General features: G+C 49.6%; 18 protein-coding genes. 14 read left to right on the top strand and 4 right to left on the bottom strand.

Features of this window, described 5'->3' with window-relative positions; translation table 11 throughout:
- The first annotated feature begins 15 nt into the window (after positions 1 to 15).
- From SB752_RS00310 to SB752_RS00290, 5 genes are read left to right on the top strand one after another with little or no spacing between them, the layout of a single operon-like run.
- Entirely contained in the window at positions 16 to 837 is an 822-nt protein-coding gene (locus tag SB752_RS00310) for an ABC transporter permease (RefSeq protein WP_410713773.1), read from the top strand.
- On the top strand, positions 834 to 1,631 hold the full coding sequence (locus SB752_RS00305) for an ABC transporter permease (protein ID WP_410713772.1): 798 nt from the start codon (positions 834 to 836) through the stop codon (positions 1,629 to 1,631). The genes SB752_RS00310 and SB752_RS00305 overlap by 4 nt, the downstream gene beginning before the upstream one ends.
- Complete coding sequence (locus SB752_RS00300; RefSeq protein WP_410713771.1) at positions 1,628 to 2,659, top strand: ABC transporter ATP-binding protein; 1,032 nt, start codon at positions 1,628 to 1,630, stop codon at positions 2,657 to 2,659. Before SB752_RS00305 ends, SB752_RS00300 begins: the two co-directional genes overlap by 4 nt.
- Positions 2,660 to 2,672: 13 nt before the next feature.
- Positions 2,673 to 3,476 carry a DeoR/GlpR family DNA-binding transcription regulator gene (locus tag SB752_RS00295; protein ID WP_410713770.1) on the top strand — a complete coding sequence of 268 codons (804 nt, stop codon included), beginning with the start codon at positions 2,673 to 2,675 and terminating at the stop codon, positions 3,474 to 3,476.
- On the top strand, positions 3,473 to 4,480 hold the full coding sequence (locus SB752_RS00290; protein ID WP_410713769.1) for a histidinol phosphate phosphatase domain-containing protein: 1,008 nt from the start codon (positions 3,473 to 3,475) through the stop codon (positions 4,478 to 4,480). The genes SB752_RS00295 and SB752_RS00290 overlap by 4 nt, the downstream gene beginning before the upstream one ends.
- Before the next feature lie 65 nt (positions 4,481 to 4,545).
- Here SB752_RS00290 and SB752_RS00285 read toward each other — a convergent pair whose 3' ends face one another.
- From SB752_RS00285 to sigY, 4 genes are read right to left on the bottom strand one after another with little or no spacing between them, the layout of a single operon-like run.
- On the bottom strand, positions 4,546 to 5,295 hold the full coding sequence (locus SB752_RS00285; protein WP_410713768.1) for a CPBP family intramembrane glutamic endopeptidase: 750 nt from the start codon (positions 5,293 to 5,295) through the stop codon (positions 4,546 to 4,548).
- Between the two features lies 1 nt (position 5,296).
- On the bottom strand, positions 5,297 to 5,503 hold the full coding sequence (locus SB752_RS00280; RefSeq protein WP_410713767.1) for a sigmaY antisigma factor component: 207 nt from the start codon (positions 5,501 to 5,503) through the stop codon (positions 5,297 to 5,299).
- Entirely contained in the window at positions 5,487 to 5,813 is a 327-nt protein-coding gene (locus tag SB752_RS00275) for a YxlC family protein (protein ID WP_410713766.1), read from the bottom strand. Before SB752_RS00275 ends, SB752_RS00280 begins: the two co-directional genes overlap by 17 nt.
- Positions 5,794 to 6,330 carry an RNA polymerase sigma factor SigY gene (gene sigY / locus SB752_RS00270; RefSeq protein WP_410713765.1) on the bottom strand — a complete coding sequence of 179 codons (537 nt, stop codon included), beginning with the start codon at positions 6,328 to 6,330 and terminating at the stop codon, positions 5,794 to 5,796. Before sigY ends, SB752_RS00275 begins: the two co-directional genes overlap by 20 nt.
- Before the next feature lie 246 nt (positions 6,331 to 6,576).
- Between sigY and SB752_RS00265 the strand changes: the two genes are divergently transcribed.
- The 9 genes from SB752_RS00265 (at position 6,577) to SB752_RS00225 (ending at position 15,595) form a co-directional block, all read left to right on the top strand.
- The gene (locus SB752_RS00265; protein ID WP_410713764.1) at positions 6,577 to 7,632 is read left to right on the top strand and encodes a putative 2-aminoethylphosphonate ABC transporter substrate-binding protein; all 1,056 of its coding nucleotides are present in this window, start codon (positions 6,577 to 6,579) and stop codon (positions 7,630 to 7,632) included.
- Between the two features lie 54 nt (positions 7,633 to 7,686).
- Positions 7,687 to 8,745, top strand: a complete 1,059-nt coding sequence (locus tag SB752_RS00260) for a putative 2-aminoethylphosphonate ABC transporter ATP-binding protein (RefSeq protein WP_410713763.1) — start codon at positions 7,687 to 7,689, stop codon at positions 8,743 to 8,745.
- A gap of 1 nt (position 8,746) precedes the next feature.
- On the top strand, positions 8,747 to 10,447 hold the full coding sequence (locus tag SB752_RS00255) for a putative 2-aminoethylphosphonate ABC transporter permease subunit (protein ID WP_410713762.1): 1,701 nt from the start codon (positions 8,747 to 8,749) through the stop codon (positions 10,445 to 10,447).
- Positions 10,448 to 10,479: 32 nt separating this feature from the next.
- Positions 10,480 to 11,274 (top strand): phosphonoacetaldehyde hydrolase, encoded by a 795-nt coding sequence (gene phnX / locus SB752_RS00250; RefSeq protein WP_213022129.1) that lies wholly within the window; start codon positions 10,480 to 10,482, stop codon positions 11,272 to 11,274.
- Between the two features lie 2 nt (positions 11,275 to 11,276).
- Complete coding sequence (gene phnW / locus SB752_RS00245) at positions 11,277 to 12,389, top strand: 2-aminoethylphosphonate--pyruvate transaminase (protein WP_410713761.1); 1,113 nt, start codon at positions 11,277 to 11,279, stop codon at positions 12,387 to 12,389.
- 21 nt (positions 12,390 to 12,410) lie between these two features.
- A complete protein-coding gene (locus tag SB752_RS00240; protein WP_410713760.1) occupies positions 12,411 to 13,196 on the top strand; it encodes a DeoR/GlpR family DNA-binding transcription regulator in 786 nt (261 codons plus the stop codon).
- A 179-nt stretch (positions 13,197 to 13,375) separates the two neighbouring features.
- Positions 13,376 to 13,771: a BMC domain-containing protein gene (locus SB752_RS00235; RefSeq protein ID WP_410713759.1), complete on the top strand. Its 396-nt coding sequence runs from the start codon at positions 13,376 to 13,378 to the stop codon at positions 13,769 to 13,771.
- A gap of 2 nt (positions 13,772 to 13,773) precedes the next feature.
- On the top strand, positions 13,774 to 14,049 hold the full coding sequence (locus SB752_RS00230) for a BMC domain-containing protein (RefSeq protein WP_410713758.1): 276 nt from the start codon (positions 13,774 to 13,776) through the stop codon (positions 14,047 to 14,049).
- Between the two features lie 67 nt (positions 14,050 to 14,116).
- Positions 14,117 to 15,595, top strand: a complete 1,479-nt coding sequence (locus tag SB752_RS00225; protein ID WP_410713757.1) for an acetaldehyde dehydrogenase (acetylating) — start codon at positions 14,117 to 14,119, stop codon at positions 15,593 to 15,595.
- Positions 15,596 to 15,607: the final 12 nt, after the last annotated feature.

The following is a 15,607-nucleotide window of genomic DNA, read 5'->3' as shown; positions in this document are numbered from 1 at the left end:
AGCCATAGGTGGCTGTTGCTGTCCTTACTGCCGTTTGCCTTTCTTGTCCTCTGTTTTGAATTATTGCCTCTTCTCGTCATGTTCCTGGAAAGCTTTCGAGGAGATGGCGGAGTAGGCTGGGGTCTTGACCAATACACCAAGGCGCTGACGAGCAAATATTATTTGCTTGGATTGAAAAACAGCTTTTTCATTTCGTTGTGTGCGAGTGCGGTGGGAATTGTGGTTGCTCTGTTTGCAGCTTACTCGATTACGCGCTTTTCCCAGCGCTCGCGTGATTTTTTATTGATGCTTTCCAATATGACCTCGAACTTTTCGGGGGTTCCGCTTGCTTTTGCCTACATTATCATTTTGGGGAGCAACGGGTTGTTTACGCTCCTGTTCAAGCAATTGGGCTGGACGACGCTGGCATCCATTGATTTATTCAGCTGGTTTGGGCTGGTATGTGTCTATGTCTACTTTCAGATTCCGCTTGCGATTTTGCTCTTGTATCCGACTTATTACGGAATTCATCAGCAATGGAGAGAATCAGCTGCCCTGCTCGGAGCATCCACGGTCCAGTTTTGGCGTTATATTGGTCTTCCGGTCATCCTGCCAGGGGTCGTAGGAACCTTCAGTATTTTGTTTGCCAATGCGATGGGAGCTTATGCGACAGCCTATGCACTGGTCGGAGGAAACTACAACCTGATTGCCATCCGGATCGGTTCGCTGGTTGCGGGTGACGTAGCTGCCAGACCGGAGCTCGCCGGCGCACTCGCCGTTATTTTGGCGATCACGATGGTGACGGCTATGCTGATCAATGAATGGATGATGCGGCGTGTCAGGAGGGAGCTCGGATGAAGCCTAACAAAGTATTTCACGGCTCACTCATCACACTTGTCATGATTTATCTGTTTATCCCATTGGTCGCAACCTTCTTGTATTCGATTTCGACGGACTGGTATCGAACCATTTTGCCAGAAGGCTATACGCTTTCGTGGTACAAAGAACTGTTTACCGATCCGCGCTTTTTAGACGCGATGCAGCGCACGCTACTGGTTTGCTTTCTTGCTATTTGCATCAGTGTCACAGTGATGGTGCCGACCATTTTTATCGTAACAGTTTACTTTTCTCGCTGGGAAAGAGTACTCCAAGGCTTGGTCATGCTGCCTTATGCGATACCTGGAGTCGTAGCAGCAGTCGGATTGATCAAGCTGTACTCGTCTGGACCGATTGTGCTGTCAGGTAGCATTTGGATATTAATCGGTGCCTACTTTGTGATCGTGCTTCCTTACATGTACCAGGGAATTCGAAACAGCATGCGCACCATCGATGCGATCAAGCTCGTGGAGGCAGCTGAGCTATTGGGCGCAAGTCGGATGCAGGCGTTTTGGAAGGTCATCTTTCCCAACATTTTGACAGGGATTATCGTTTCGACACTGCTTTCATTCTCTACGCTGTTTGGCGAGTTTGTGCTAGCCAATCTGTTAGTCGGAGGACACTACGAAACGATGCAGATTTATTTGATTCGCCGGATGTCGGAGAGTGGGCATCTGACTAGCGCCATCGTCGTTACCTACTTTATCCTGCTGTTTGCTTTGTCAGGAGTAGTGATGCGACTGGGGAAATCGTCGTCCAAGGAGGGAAGCAGATGAGCTATGTACAGATTGATCGCCTAAGTAAACGATTCAAGGAGACTACTGTGTTGAACCAGGTTTCCCTCTCGATTGAAAAGGGCGAATTGATTACCCTGCTCGGTCCGAGTGGATGCGGAAAAAGTACGCTTTTGCGCTGCATCGCCGGTTTGACAGAGGTAGAGGATGGGGGCAAAATCGTCGTAGGGGAGACGGACATCACGAATCTTGCCCCAAAGGACAGAGAAGTCGGGATGGTGTTTCAATCCTATGCGCTGTTCCCCAATATGAATGTGTTCGGCAACATTTGTTTTGGGCTGAAAATGAAAGGCGTGAAGAAAGAAGAATACAAGGCGCGAGTGGAGCGAATTATCGACCTGGTTGATTTGCGCGGGCGCGAGGATTCGTATCCACACCAGCTCTCTGGCGGTCAGCAGCAGCGTGTTGCTTTGGCGCGCTCGCTAGTCGTCGAGCCCAAAATCCTGCTGCTGGACGAGCCGCTTAGTGCGCTTGATGCCAAAATCCGCAAAAGTCTGCAAACCGAAATCAGGCGGATTCAGCAGGAGCTTTCCATCACAACCGTGTTTGTCACTCATGACCAAGAAGAGGCGCTGACCGTATCTGACCGCATCTTTGTAATGGATCATGGCAATATTGTACAGATTGGTACCCCAAAAGAGATATATGCTCATCCTGCGAGTGAGTTTGTTGCCCGTTTTATTGGGAACTACAACGTACTGAAGCGAGCGGAGATGACGCGGCTGGTTGGAGAAATAGCGATGGCAGGCGATGCGTTTGCCATTCGACCTGAGGTTATTTCTCTCAAGCAAGTGGACAAAGATGTATCGGCGCCGCCAGAAAATGGCTGGTCTGTAGAGAGTGTCGTTCGCAGTATGACGTTAAAAGGAAACGTCATTCGTTATGAAGTAGAAGCAAAACGTCAAAAAATGCAAGTGGATGTGCTCAATACGTCTGACAATCACTGGATTCGCGAAGGGACACCGGTGTTCATGCAAATACCGGCTGAAGAGTGCATCCCGTTACAATAAGGGAGCGTATGGAATGTCCATCTCGGCTGAAGAAAGAAAAAAAGCCATCATCGAGGAACTGAATCTGTATGGAAAGGTAAAGGTGCTCTCTCTCGCAGAGCGGCTGGAGGTATCGAGCGAAACGATTCGTCGCGATCTGGATGCCTTGGAGCAGGTAGGCAGACTAAAGCGTGTCTACGGTGGAGCGGTAAAAGAAAACTACGCAGAAGGGGAACCGCCCTATCAAGAGCGACAGGACATCAATCTGGCAGCCAAACGGGTGATTGGACAGCATGCCGCTGAGCTGCTTGCTGATGGCGAGACCGTCGTCATCGACACGGGGACGACCATGCTGGAATTTGCCCGTATGATCCAGGGGCGCAAGCGATTAACCGTGCTGACGAATTCGCTGCCCGTAGCCGCGTTGCTTTCGGAAGCGCTCAATCAGCATGTATTCACAGGAAAAGTCATCCTGCTCGGCGGGGAAGTGAACACCGAGCAGCAATCGATCAGTGGACCGCTGTGCGAGAAGATGCTGGAGACCTTCCATGTCGACAAGGCATTTATTTCTGTGGGAGGGATCTCCTTATCCTCCGGGATCAGTGATTACGACATTAATGAGTCCATGATCTCCAAAACGATGGCGCGAGTATCCAAAGCTGTTTTTGTCTTGGCGGACCAGAGCAAAATCGGCGTGCAGGCCTTTTGCAAAATCATTTCCCTGGATGCAGTCGATGTCATTATTTCCGACCATGAAAAGCCAGCGTCCTGGGAGAGCGAGTTGGAGCGAAAAGGGGTAACCTGGATGACGGTCGACACAAGGGAGGGGAAGGCGTGAAAGTAGATTATCACGTACATCTGGAGGAAGGTCCGTATTCCTTGCGCTGGTGGAATCGCACGGCAGAGGCGCTGCTTCGTTTTCGTCAGCCTGCACGGGACAGACATACAAGAGCATGGATGGAAGAGCTCGAATCCTGGATGCATGAGAGGATCAACCGAGGAGCGTACTCTCGTGAGTGGCTCGACCTGTACCGCATTCGTGCAAAAGAGCTAGGGCTCTCCCATGTAGGAATTGTGGATCATCTGTACCGCTTTAAGGAATTCAAGCCTTACTTTGAACAACATATGCATCTGGAGGACGATGAGCTGGGGAGCATGCAGCGCATCTGGCTGGATCAGGTATGCACCGATTCGATGGAGGATTTCGTCAGCTTTATTTTAGAGCAGCAGCCAATTTGGGAAGCGGATGGAGTCGCATTGAAGCTGGGGATTGAAGCGGATTATTTTTCTGGAGGCAAAGAAGTGCTTGCCCCTATGATCGATCGTTACCCGTGGGACTATGTGATTGGTTCCGTACATTTTGTAAACGGCTGGGGCTTCGACAATCCCGAAACAAAGGAGCGGTTTGAGGGCACCGATTTGCTGGCCCTTTACGAGCAGCAGTTTCGGGTGGTGGAGGAAGCGATCGCATCCGGATTGTTTAACATCGTTGCGCATTTGGACAATTTGAAGGTGTTTGGCTATCGACCGCACGAACATGAGCTTATCCCTTACTATCAGCGGATTGCCCGGCTTTTAAAAGAGCACGGGGCAGCGACAGAAATCAATACGGGGCTGTACTATCGTTACCCCGTGAAGGAAATGTGCCCGAGCTACAGCTTCCTGCAAATTTTGCGCGAGCATGGCGTGCCTATCACCACTTCCTCTGACTCGCATTTTCCCGACGATTTGGGCAGCTACCTGGACGAGGCACGAGAGACTTTGCTTCAAGCAGGCTATCAAGAAATCGTTACGTTTGAAAAACGAAAGCGAATATCGGTCGAGCTGTTGGACAAAAAATAATAAATTGGTTTGCAAAAAAACAAACTGCCTGAGTCTGTTTCGCTAAGACTCGGCAGTTTTTTGGTTTACGCAAGGATGACGTGAAGCATCAGGTCTCCTGTCATATGCGCGATCATCGCGTATTCCAGCCCTTTTTTCCAGTAAAGCCAACCAAACAGGATACCAGCAAGTGAATTCAACACAATTCCGCGAATGACAAGCAGCGATGACAGCTCGCCAAAAGCCTGAATGGTTGCAGGAAGATGGCCCAAGCCGAAGAGCACGCTTGTGAGTAGAATCGCTACGATGAACATCCAGCCGCTCGTTTTTTTGCCAGACAGGCGATAAAATAACCAGACAAACAAGGTCATTAGCCCCAAGCGAAGCAGCAATTCTTCCACAATGCCCCCATAAAAAATGGTCGTAAGTCCGAGCCAGCGAGAAGAGACGGGAACCTGAAGCTGTGAAAGCTGAGGGATGCTTGGCACAAAGAAAAGCCGATCGAGAGAAAGGATCGCCAGGGAGACGATGATGCCTCCCAAAATGGCGAGGAGCACGGTACGCTTTTCAAAACCTTCGTGCTTTTGGCGGTATGCCCATCCCTTCCAGAGGTTTAGCTGCAAACCGACTGAGGAAGAAAGGCGAATTCCGAGATAGCTCAAAAGAAAGGTGATGACCGCAGTCTGTATGGCTGAACCAACGAAAAGAATGGCGGGATGGACGGGAACCGTTTCGGGAAGCGGAATGATTTGCAGCTGATAAGGAATCATGATCAGGTTGGCCAGAAAGGAAATGACAGCAAAAATCAGCGCAAGGCGAAGAGGTCTTTCCTTCATCTCATACTCCCCTTTTTTTCCATACTTTTCGTACGACTAGCAAATACACGAGCAGCGGAGTCGGAATACTCGTTAATCCCCATAACCCCCAAAGCCACGGAAAACGGCTTCTTTTTTTTGCATCTAAAAACAGCCAGGTGCCCTGAATTGCAGCAAGAGTAAACAAAGTGAGAAACAGCCACAGTGGAACATCATGGAGTTGTGTCATGGTTACCTACCCACCTTTTGGCAAGGATGAGAACAAATACGAGAAAGGACAAGCCTTGAACAATGAAGAACACAATCGGCGCTTGGGATTGGATGAAGTAAAGCATGGAAAGCACGACGAGAGCGACACACCAAAAGGCGAGCAGCTCGTAGCGAATGCGTTTTTTTGTGCGTTCGGTTGTTTCCGAAACGATGCTCTGGAAAAAAGCAGGGTCAGGGGTGGCAGACGGAAAGAGCTCATCCAGCTCATCCAGACCCTCTCGCATCTTCTGATACAACTGGTCGTTGTCTTCATCCAGATGTTTGTTCATCGTCCAACCATTCCTTTCTCAATTGATTGCTGGCATGATGCACGCGGGATTTGACCGTTCCTTCGCGGATATGCAGAATGTCCGCGATCTCCGCATAGGTGTACCCGTAATAATGCTTCAAGATGAGCGGAATGCGATACTCCTCCGATAATGTCAGGAGAACTTCAAGGAACTCAGGCCAGTCTCGATTCATATTGCCCGCAGCCCATTTCATTTTGGATAGGGCTTTTTGTTTTTCTGTCCATCTTTTTTCCGTGTCTTTCTTACGTAGAAAATCGATATAAAGGCGGGAGCCAATCGTAATGAGCCAGCTGGAAAAGGCTGATCGGCCGTCATACGAAGTGATTTTCTCGATCGCTTTGATCAAGGTCTCTTGTGTCAAATCCTCCGCCAAGTACGGATTTACCGTGATTTTAAGCAGATAGCTTTTTAAAAAGACGTAATGCTTTTGCAATAGCTCAGACAATGCCTGCTGGTTTCCTTTTTGGGCTTGTTTGATCAGGTCGCGTTCATCCATAGTCGATGGAGCTCCTCTCGACGCATTCAACCTTAATACGATTAGCTTACCTCAATCGTTCAATTAAGCTTGTAATATTTTTTGTGAAAAAAGATTTGAAATGTTTAGACAATTGAATATATAATAAAAACAAAAAACAACTAAAAAACGGGAAAACAAACTAATTTATGTGGAATTGGTGTTGTCTTAACCGGAAGTCAGCTTGGAAGGGGAGAATGGATTAGAAACAAAAGGGGAGGGTTCTGGATGAAAAAATGGGTTAGCACAATCGTAGTGGGTGTACTGTCAGTAGGGCTTTTAGCGGGATGTGGACAATCATCTAGCTCCACAGGCGGTAAGGCAGGCTCGTCCGAACTGACAGTATACACAGCATTGGAGGATGATCAGCTCAAAGCATATGTGGGAGCTTTTAACCAGGCGCATCCCGAGATCAAGCTGAACATCGTCAGGGATTCAACAGGTGTTATTGTTGCCAAGCTTATTGCTGAAAAAGAGAACCCACAAGCAGATGTGGTGTGGGGAACAGCGGCAACGGAGCTATTGGGAGCAGAGTTCCAAGGTGTACTGGAGGGCTATACGCCAAAAGGAATGGAAAGAATCTCACCTGAATTCAAGGACTCCAAGGACCCGGCACATTGGGTGGGCATTGATGCATTTGAGACCGCATTTGTCGTAAATACGAAGGAGTTGGAAAAACGCAATCTTCCTATCCCGCAATCTTACGCTGATTTGATCAAACCTGAGTATAAAGGGCTGATCGTCATGCCGAATCCTTCTTCATCTGGAACAGGCTTCTTCACTGTCGCCGCATGGAAAGAGCTGTACGGTGAACAGGAAGCGTGGAACTACATGGATAAGCTCCATGAAAATATTGCTCTTTATACGCACTCCGGTTCCAAGCCGGCAAAAATGGCGGCGGCTGGCGAGTATCCCATCGGTATCTCATTCGGCTACCGCGGCATAACGGAAAAGAAAAAAGGAGCTCCACTTGAAGTCATCTTCCCTCCCGAAGGTGCTGGTTGGGATGTAGAAGCCAATGCCCTCGTGAAAAAAGCGCAAATCAAGCCGGAAGCAAAAGTATTCCTTGATTGGGCCATCTCGGACGAGGCGATGAAGGAATACAACAAAAACTTTGCGATTGTTACGGTAGACAACAAAAGTACCACACTCCCCGAAGGCTACACGAAAGACCCCAGATCGCAGCTCATCCATAATGACTTGACCCAAACAGCAAAAGATCGCCCGGGAATCTTGGCTGAGTGGGACAAACGCTACAGCACGAAAAGTGAGCCGAAGAGCTAGATGCGGATCACCATTCAAAGTAAATTACACGAAAAAGGGAGAAGGGAGGAGCGTATGACAAAGCCATATCTTAGCATTCAAGGTGTTCGAAAAACATTTGGCAAGTTTGTTGCCCTCACATCAATCGATATCGATATCCAAAAGAATGAATTCATTTGCCTCTTAGGACCCAGTGGATGCGGAAAAACGACATTGCTTCGAATCCTAGCGGGATTGGAACAGCCATCGAGCGGAAAAATTTTGGTTAATGATCGGGACATTACGGTTCTTCCGCCAGCTAAACGAAATTTTGGGATGATGTTTCAGTCTTACGCCCTTTTCCCCAATTTGACAGCAGCGCAAAATATCGCCTATGGCCTGCAATCCAAAAAGATGTCCAAAAAAGAAATCGAGGAGAAAGTGCGGGAAGTGCTGGTGTTGATTGACCTGGAGCACATCCGTGACAAATATCCATCTCAGCTGTCAGGGGGGCAGCAGCAGCGTGTTGCCCTGGCCCGTGCCATTGCTCTGTCGCCAGACTTTCTGCTTTTGGATGAGCCTTTATCTGCGCTGGATGCCAAAGTGCGGCTCAAGCTGCGCCGGGAGCTGCGAATTTTGCACGAGAAAATCGGGATTACGACCATCATGGTAACCCACGATCAGGATGAAGCACTGACGATGGCAGACCGCATCGTAGTCATGAACAACGCGGAGGTGGTGCAGGTAGGCACTCCGCAGGAGATTTATGAAAAGCCGAACAGTCCGTTTGTTGCAGACTTTATCGGAGCGATCAACTTTTTGGAAGAATCGGTGTTTACGGGAAACAAAGTCGGTCAGGATCGCTTGTATGCCATTCGCCCGGAGAACATTCATCTGATGGACCCGGCGGCAGAGTACAGCATGAAGGCAGTCGTGCAAGACATGGAGTTTCGTGGATCGTTTTATCGTGTAAGCCTGCAGCTGCTCAATCAGCATAAAGGACTCTTACCGCAATTCGTTACCATTGATCTACCTGTACAGCAAACACATCGATTGGGTCTTGCGCGCGAGAAGCAGGTTGCTTTTGAAATGCCACTCGAAAACCTGATCTCTTTTGAACAGGCTGCCGTGACGAAGAAGACGGGGAGTGATTAAAATGAGCACTCGAACCGTTCGGCAAAAGATGGGCAAGGACGAGTGGCTGCAAAAAATCTTGATTGCGAGTATTGTAATTGTCCTGTTTATAAGCGTTCTTTTGCCGCTGGGAGATTTGTTCAGCAAGGCTTTTATCAATGAGATGGGCGAATATATCGGCCTAGCCAACTTCGTCAAATATTTCGCTACGCCTGCTCTGGTTCAATCGTTCTCCAATACGATGTACGTATCAGGAGTGACGACGATTCTTTCCGTGACGCTCGCATTTCTCTACGCCTTTGCTCTGACACGAACCGATATGCGAGGGAAAGTGTTTTTCCGCTATGTAGCCCTGCTACCGCTTTTTGCACCGACAATGATGCACGGGATCGCCCTGACGTATTTGTTTGGCAATCAGGGAATTATCACGACCGGATTTTTTGGACTTTTCCCCGGCTTTGACATGGAGCTGTATGGCCCGCTGGGGATTATCCTCTCTGAGATGTTCTATACGTTTCCACAGGCGTATCTCATCATGGCGGTATCCCTCGCGTTTGCTGACTACAATCTGTACGAAGCAGCAGAAACCATGGGGGCAAGCAAGCTGCGAAAGTTTTTGACAGTAACGCTGCCCAATGTGAAATACGGACTGATCAGCGCGATTTTCGTCTGCTTTACGTTGAGCTTTACCGACTTCGGAGCGCCAAAGGTAGTAGGTGGACAATTCAACGTACTGGCGACCGACATTTACAAGCAGGTGATCGGGCAGCAAAACACGACGATGGGGGCGACAGTCGGGATCATCCTGATTATTCCGGCCATTCTCGCCTTTATCGTGGATCGAATCGTAGAGAGGAAGCAAAACTCCTCGGTGAATGCCAAATCGACACCGTACAAGATCACGCCACAGCGCGGGCGAGATGTTTCCTTCTTTATCTATTGCTCGCTGATCACCGTCTCGATCTTTTTGATGCTGGGTACCGTTATTTTCGCTTCTCTAGTCAAAGTTTGGCCGTATGATTTGACGATATCGCTTACGCATTACGACTTTTCCAAGGTAGCCGGGGAAGGGATGCAGCCATTCTGGAACAGCTTGCTCGTCGCCTTTTACAGTGCGGTGGTTGGAACGATTGTGACGTTCATCAATGCGTATTTGCTTGAGAAAACACGGTTTATGAAAGGGCTGCGGCAAATCGGCTATTTTCTCTCCATCCTGCCGCTCGCTCTGCCGGGATTGGTGATCGGTCTTGCCTACATCTTTTTCTTCAACCATCCTGACAACCCGCTGAACTGGATGTATGGCACGATCCTCATCCTGATTCTGGCTAATCTGATCCATTTTTACGCCGTTCCGTTTATTACCGCTACCACTGCGCTGAAAAAACTGGACAAGGAATTCGAGCTTGCTTCGGAGTCAATGGGTGTTCCGTTCTACATCACCTTTTGGAAGGTGACGGTACCGATGTCACTGCCGGCGATCCTGGAAATTGCCGTCTATTACTTCATTAACTCCATGGTAACAATCTCTGCTGTCGTCTTCCTCTATTCAGCCGACTTCAAGCTGGCATCCGTATCGATCGTCAACATGGACGATGCGGGAGATGTCGCACCAGCCGCAGCGATGTCCGTCCTGATCGTTTTGACCAACGTGCTGGTACGGATCTTCTATGAAGTCGGTACGAATAAGCTGAGGACAAAAACACAGAGATGGCAAAAACGGTGAATAAGCATGAAGAAAAAGGTGGGAGAGAGAGCATGATTCAAGCAGTGATTTTTGACTGGGCAGGAACAACCGTTGACTATGGATGCTTTGCACCACTGGATGTGTTTTTGGAGGTATTCAAAAAGCGGGGAATTGAAGTTACCCATGCTGAAGCACGTGAGCCGATGGGGATGCTCAAGTGGGATCACATCGACACGATGCTGAAAATGGAGCGCATCCAAGAGCTGTGGAGAGCTAAATACGGCAGACTCCCGGAGAAAAAGGACGTCGATATGCTGTACGCCGACTTCGAGCCGATGCTGTTCTCCATTTTGAAAAACTACGTGACTCCGATTCCTGGTGTGCTGGAGCTGGTGGCGCGGCTGCGAGCTGCCGGAATCAAGATTGGCTCGACGACGGGGTACACGGCGGAGATGATGGCCGTCGTGGCTCCCGCAGCCAAGAAGCTCGGCTATTGGCCTGATTCGATGGTAACTCCGAGCGAAATGCCTGCAGGCCGTCCGTTGCCGTGGATGTGCTACCAAAATGCGATCAATCTGGATGTTCATCCGATGAAGCACATCATTAAAGTAGGCGATACGACAAGCGATGTAAAAGAAGCGGTAGCAGCAGGTACGTGGGCAGTCGGCGTAATCAAAGGCGGCAGTGAGCTGGGCATGACGGAGAAAGAGGTGCTGGAGTGTGACCCTGACGAGCTGGCAGACCGAATGGAGGTCGTAACAAAACGATTCAAAGCCGCAGGAGCCGATTATGTGATCGATACGATTGGAGAGCTGGATTCACTGATTCCTAAAATCAACCTGCGCCTCGCGCAAAAGGAGAGATAACCATGAATCTCACACAATTGCCTGATAATCCGTATTTGCTCTTGACTCCTGGCCCGCTGTCGACATCAAAAGGAGTAAAAGCCGCCATGCTGCGCGATTGGTGCACATGGGATAACGAATATAACGATTTGGTTCAAAGTCTTCGCGCAAAGCTGGTCAGTCTGGGTGGGCGCAACCATGATGATTATACGACCGTGCTCATGCAAGGAAGCGGCACCTTCTCTGTAGAGTCTGTCATCGGCTCGGTCGTACCTGAAAACGGCAAGCTAGTTGTTTTGACGAACGGTGCCTATGGAAATCGTATCGCACAAATCGCCAAGGTGCTCAAGGTCAATACGGTCGTAGTTGACTTCGGGGAAGTCGGACAGGCGGAACCAGAAAAGCTGCGCGAGGTGCTGGAGGGCGACCCGGAGATTACGCATGTAGCTGTCGTTCACTGCGAGACGACCACAGGGATGCTCAATCCCATCGACGAGATCGGAAAAGTAGTCAAGTCGTTTGGCAAGGTATACATCGTGGATGCGATGAGCAGCTTCGGGGGCGTCGCGATTGATGTTGCCGATTTGCAGATTGACTATTTGGTCAGCAGCGCGAATAAATGCATCCAGGGCGTTCCGGGCTTCGGCTTCATTCTCGCTAAAACCGAGGAGCTGAAAAAATGCAAAGGGCAAGCACGCTCGCTCTCGCTCGACTTGTACGACCAATGGGAAACGATGGAGAAGCATAACGGAAAGTGGCGCTTCACCTCTCCAACCCATGTAGTGCGCGCCTTTTACCAAGCGATGCTGGAGCTTGCGGAAGAAGGCGGCATCGAGAAACGGCAGGTTCGCTACCGCGAGAATCAGCGCATATTGGTAGATGGCATGGAAGCGATCGGTTTTCGCGCACTGCTGCCAAAGGAATGGCAGTCCCCGATCATTACGTCCTTTTACTTTCCGGAAAGCCCACAATTTACGTTTGCAGCCTTTTACGAGCGGCTGAAAAAAGAAGGCTTCGTGCTGTATCCGGGGAAAATTTCACACGCAGACACATTCCGGATCGGCAATATCGGGGAGGTCTACCCGCATGATATGAAAAATCTGGTGCAGGCCATTGAGAAAAATATTTTCTGGTAAAGCTGCAGGAGGACTTCAGTTATGTCATTAGTGGGGGAAGAACGCAAAGATGCGATTATGAACCTGCTGAATTACGCCGGTAAAGTCAGGACCAACGAGCTGGTAGAAAAATTGCAGGTGTCCTCGGAGACGATCAGACGATATTTGGAGGAGCTGGAAAATGAAAATCAGCTCAAGCGTGTGTATGGCGGTGCCATCAAGATTAATTACGAAAGGGAGGAGCCCTCTCATCTGATGCGGGAGGTTTCCCACGCAGAGGAGAAGAAGCGAATTGGCCGTGCGGCTGCCAGTCTCGTACAGGACAACGATGTCTTGGTCATCGACGATGGAACAACGACCCTGCACATGCTCCCGTTTTTGATGAATCGCAAAAATTTGAAGCTCATCACCATCTCGGTACCTGCGCTCAATTTGTTGATGGAGTACCACAACAAGGAGCTTTTTACAGGGGAGATTTACTTCATCGGGGGAAAGGTTCAATCCAAGCATTTTCGAACGGCTGGTACGCTGGCTGAAAACATGATGCAAAGCTTTTTCGTCGACAAGGCGTTCATTTCGATTGACGGGATTTTGGCTCAGCATGGCATTTCCAGCTATGATTGCGAAAAAGCGATGATTGCCAAACGGATCATCGAGAATTCCAAGGAAAACATCGTTCTGACGGATCACTCCAAGATCGGTATCAGTACCTTCTACAAGGTGGCTGACTTGAAAGAGGTTGATACGGTAATCAGTGATGTGCCAGCGCCAAAGGAATGGGCAGGCGAGCTGGAAGCAAAAGGTGTCGATTGGTTAGTAGCGGACTGAAAAAAGGGGCAGGAAGTAGATGCTCTTCATTTTTTGGACCAAAACACAACTAATTTCAACGAAAACAACACAAAAACAAATTCTTAACTTGAAATCGGCTCCGGTTCGCATTATTTTCAGAGTATCGAATCTATTTTTTGCTTGGCGAAATGTGAAAACGAGGAAAGGGTGAAATCCAGATGCTAGAAAACGGCTACGCCTTGGGGATGATTGAAACCGTGGGATTTCCCGCTCTTGTTGCAGCGACAGACGCAGCAGCCAAAGCCGCCGATGTCCGCTGCGTGACCTACCAGGGAGCGGATGCGGGGATTGTCACCATCTATATCGTGGGAGACGTAGCTTCTGTTTCGGCAGCGGTAGCGGTAGGCGAGGCGGAAGCAAGACGAGTGGGTCAGCTTCGTCACTCCAGAGTCATTCCACGTCCTGACCGAAGCGTGATGCAAATGGTTTTGCAGCAATTGGAACAAGAGAAGTCTAAGCAGGCTTCTAAGCCAGGAGGGAAACCAGCGGCTGACAAGTCTAAAAATGCACAAGCAGCGATAGCAACCACAACACAAGCAAGCAAGGAGGAATAGTCATGGGTGATGCACTCGGAATGGTAGAAACACAAGGACTGATCGGTGCGGTAGAGGCTGCTGATGCAATGGTCAAGGCAGCGAATGTAAAGCTTGTCGGCAAGGTGCATGTAGGGGGCGGGCTGGTTACCGTCATGGTTCGAGGAGATGTAGGAGCGGTAAAGGCATCTACAGACGCTGGAGCAGCCGCAGCGGAAAAGGTAGGAGAGCTGGTTTCTGTCCACGTCATTCCACGCCCGCACTCTGATATCGAGCTGATTTTGCCAAAGCTGGAGTAGTTAGAGTGAATATGCCTTTTCACATGAAACGGATCCGTAAACGGCTGAAGAGAGGTGACGGTATATCGTGATGCTAGACGTAGATTTGCAATCTGTCCAGGAAGTAAGACAATATGTGCTCACTGCCAAGGAAGCGCAGAAACGACTGCAAGGCATGTCACAAAGTCAAATCGATCAAATCGTACAAAGCATGGCGGAGGCGGCAAAAGCAGAGGCAGGTCGCTTGGCAGCATTGACCGTTGAAGAAACTGGCTACGGAAGGGTAGCTGATAAAACCGTAAAGAATCTGTTTGCAGCACACGATGTGTATCAGGCAATAAAAGAGCTGAAGACAGTGGGGATCATTCGCCGAGACGAACAAAACAAGGTGTGGGAGGTTGCACAGCCGGTAGGTGTCATTGCGGGAATTGTGCCATCTACCAATCCTACCTCAACGGTTATTTTTAAGGCGTTGATTAGTGTAAAAGCGGGGAATGCGATTGTCTTTAGTCCACATCCGCAGGCGGCGAAGTGTACAAAGGAAGCAGCCAAAATCATGCAGGCAGCCGCAGAGCGCGCAGGTGCTCCGGCAGGACTGATCTCCTGCATTACGCAGCCGACGCTCGCAGCCTCCAAAGAGCTGATGGGACACGGGTGCACGGATGTGATCCTGGCAACCGGCGGAACCACGATGGTAAAAGCAGCCTACAGTAGTGGCAAGCCCGCTTTTGGCGTAGGGCCGGGCAATGTCCCCGTTTACATGCATGCCAGTGCCGATATTCCAACAGCGATACGCCAAATCATGCAAAGCAAAACGTTTGATTATGGAACGATCTGTGCTTCTGAGCAGGCACTTGTCGTCGATAAGACGATCAAACGCAAGGTTGTGACTGAACTGAAACGTCAAGGAGCCTACTTGCTGGACGATCATGAGACAAAGCGTGTGGCTGCCATCATCATGAAGAATGGTGGACTGAATCCCGCTATCGTCGGGAAATCACCACAAGCGATTGCTAAGCTGGCAGGCATCCAGGTGCCAGAGGATGCCAAGCTTTTGATGGCAGAGGAAACCGGGATCGGGCGAGATTTCCCGTTTTCGATTGAAAAGCTGGCTCCGATCTTGACGCTCTATACCGTTTCCGACAGCCAGGAGGCGAGCCATATTTGCCACAAGCTGCTGGAATTTGGCGGACTGGGTCATACACTCGGCATTCATTGTCAGGATGCACAGGTGATCGAATCGTTCGTCGTCGATAAGCCGGCCTCGCGCATTGTGGTCAACACGGGGACTACGTTTGGCGGAATCGGAGCAACTACCGGCATCTTGCCGTCGCTTACGCTTGGGTGCGGCTCCTATGGCAACAATGTGACTTCAGATAATATCGGACCACAGCACTTGATGAATATCAAGCGGGTCGCTTTTGGACTGCGCGACATGAAGCTGGAGGCGACAGATCATACGGCTCCGGTTGTGACCGCAGCTCCAGCAGCTCCTGCAATCAGCAGAGATGAAATCGCAGAAATTATTAAAAGCGTGCTTTTGGAATTGCAAACTTCCAATCGCTAAGGAGGCATAAGG

The sequence above is a fragment of the Brevibacillus sp. SIMBA_040 genome, from assembly GCF_046535075.1.
GTDB lineage: Bacteria > Bacillota > Bacilli > Brevibacillales > Brevibacillaceae > Brevibacillus.
Note: the sequence above shows the minus strand (reverse complement) of the source record. Positions and strands in the feature narration are given on the sequence as shown.

What these genes read in the sequence shown, in the direction of transcription:
- SB752_RS00305 (WP_410713772.1), top strand. Translation starts at nt 834, where the DNA reads ATGAAGCCTAACAAAGTATTTCACGGCTCACTCATCACACTTGTCATG.
- SB752_RS00300 (WP_410713771.1), top strand. Translation starts at nt 1,628, where the DNA reads ATGAGCTATGTACAGATTGATCGCCTAAGTAAACGATTCAAGGAGACT.
- SB752_RS00295 (WP_410713770.1), top strand. Translation starts at nt 2,673, where the DNA reads ATGTCCATCTCGGCTGAAGAAAGAAAAAAAGCCATCATCGAGGAACTG.
- SB752_RS00285 (WP_410713768.1), bottom strand. Translation starts at nt 5,295, where the DNA reads ATGAAGGAAAGACCTCTTCGCCTTGCGCTGATTTTTGCTGTCATTTCC.
- SB752_RS00280 (WP_410713767.1), bottom strand. Translation starts at nt 5,503, where the DNA reads ATGACACAACTCCATGATGTTCCACTGTGGCTGTTTCTCACTTTGTTT.
- SB752_RS00275 (WP_410713766.1), bottom strand. Translation starts at nt 5,813, where the DNA reads ATGAACAAACATCTGGATGAAGACAACGACCAGTTGTATCAGAAGATG.
- sigY (WP_410713765.1), bottom strand. Translation starts at nt 6,330, where the DNA reads ATGGATGAACGCGACCTGATCAAACAAGCCCAAAAAGGAAACCAGCAG.
- SB752_RS00265 (WP_410713764.1), top strand. Translation starts at nt 6,577, where the DNA reads ATGAAAAAATGGGTTAGCACAATCGTAGTGGGTGTACTGTCAGTAGGG.
- SB752_RS00260 (WP_410713763.1), top strand. Translation starts at nt 7,687, where the DNA reads ATGACAAAGCCATATCTTAGCATTCAAGGTGTTCGAAAAACATTTGGC.
- SB752_RS00255 (WP_410713762.1), top strand. Translation starts at nt 8,747, where the DNA reads ATGAGCACTCGAACCGTTCGGCAAAAGATGGGCAAGGACGAGTGGCTG.
- phnX (WP_213022129.1), top strand. Translation starts at nt 10,480, where the DNA reads ATGATTCAAGCAGTGATTTTTGACTGGGCAGGAACAACCGTTGACTAT.
- phnW (WP_410713761.1), top strand. Translation starts at nt 11,277, where the DNA reads ATGAATCTCACACAATTGCCTGATAATCCGTATTTGCTCTTGACTCCT.
- SB752_RS00240 (WP_410713760.1), top strand. Translation starts at nt 12,411, where the DNA reads ATGTCATTAGTGGGGGAAGAACGCAAAGATGCGATTATGAACCTGCTG.
- SB752_RS00235 (WP_410713759.1), top strand. Translation starts at nt 13,376, where the DNA reads ATGCTAGAAAACGGCTACGCCTTGGGGATGATTGAAACCGTGGGATTT.
- SB752_RS00230 (WP_410713758.1), top strand. Translation starts at nt 13,774, where the DNA reads ATGGGTGATGCACTCGGAATGGTAGAAACACAAGGACTGATCGGTGCG.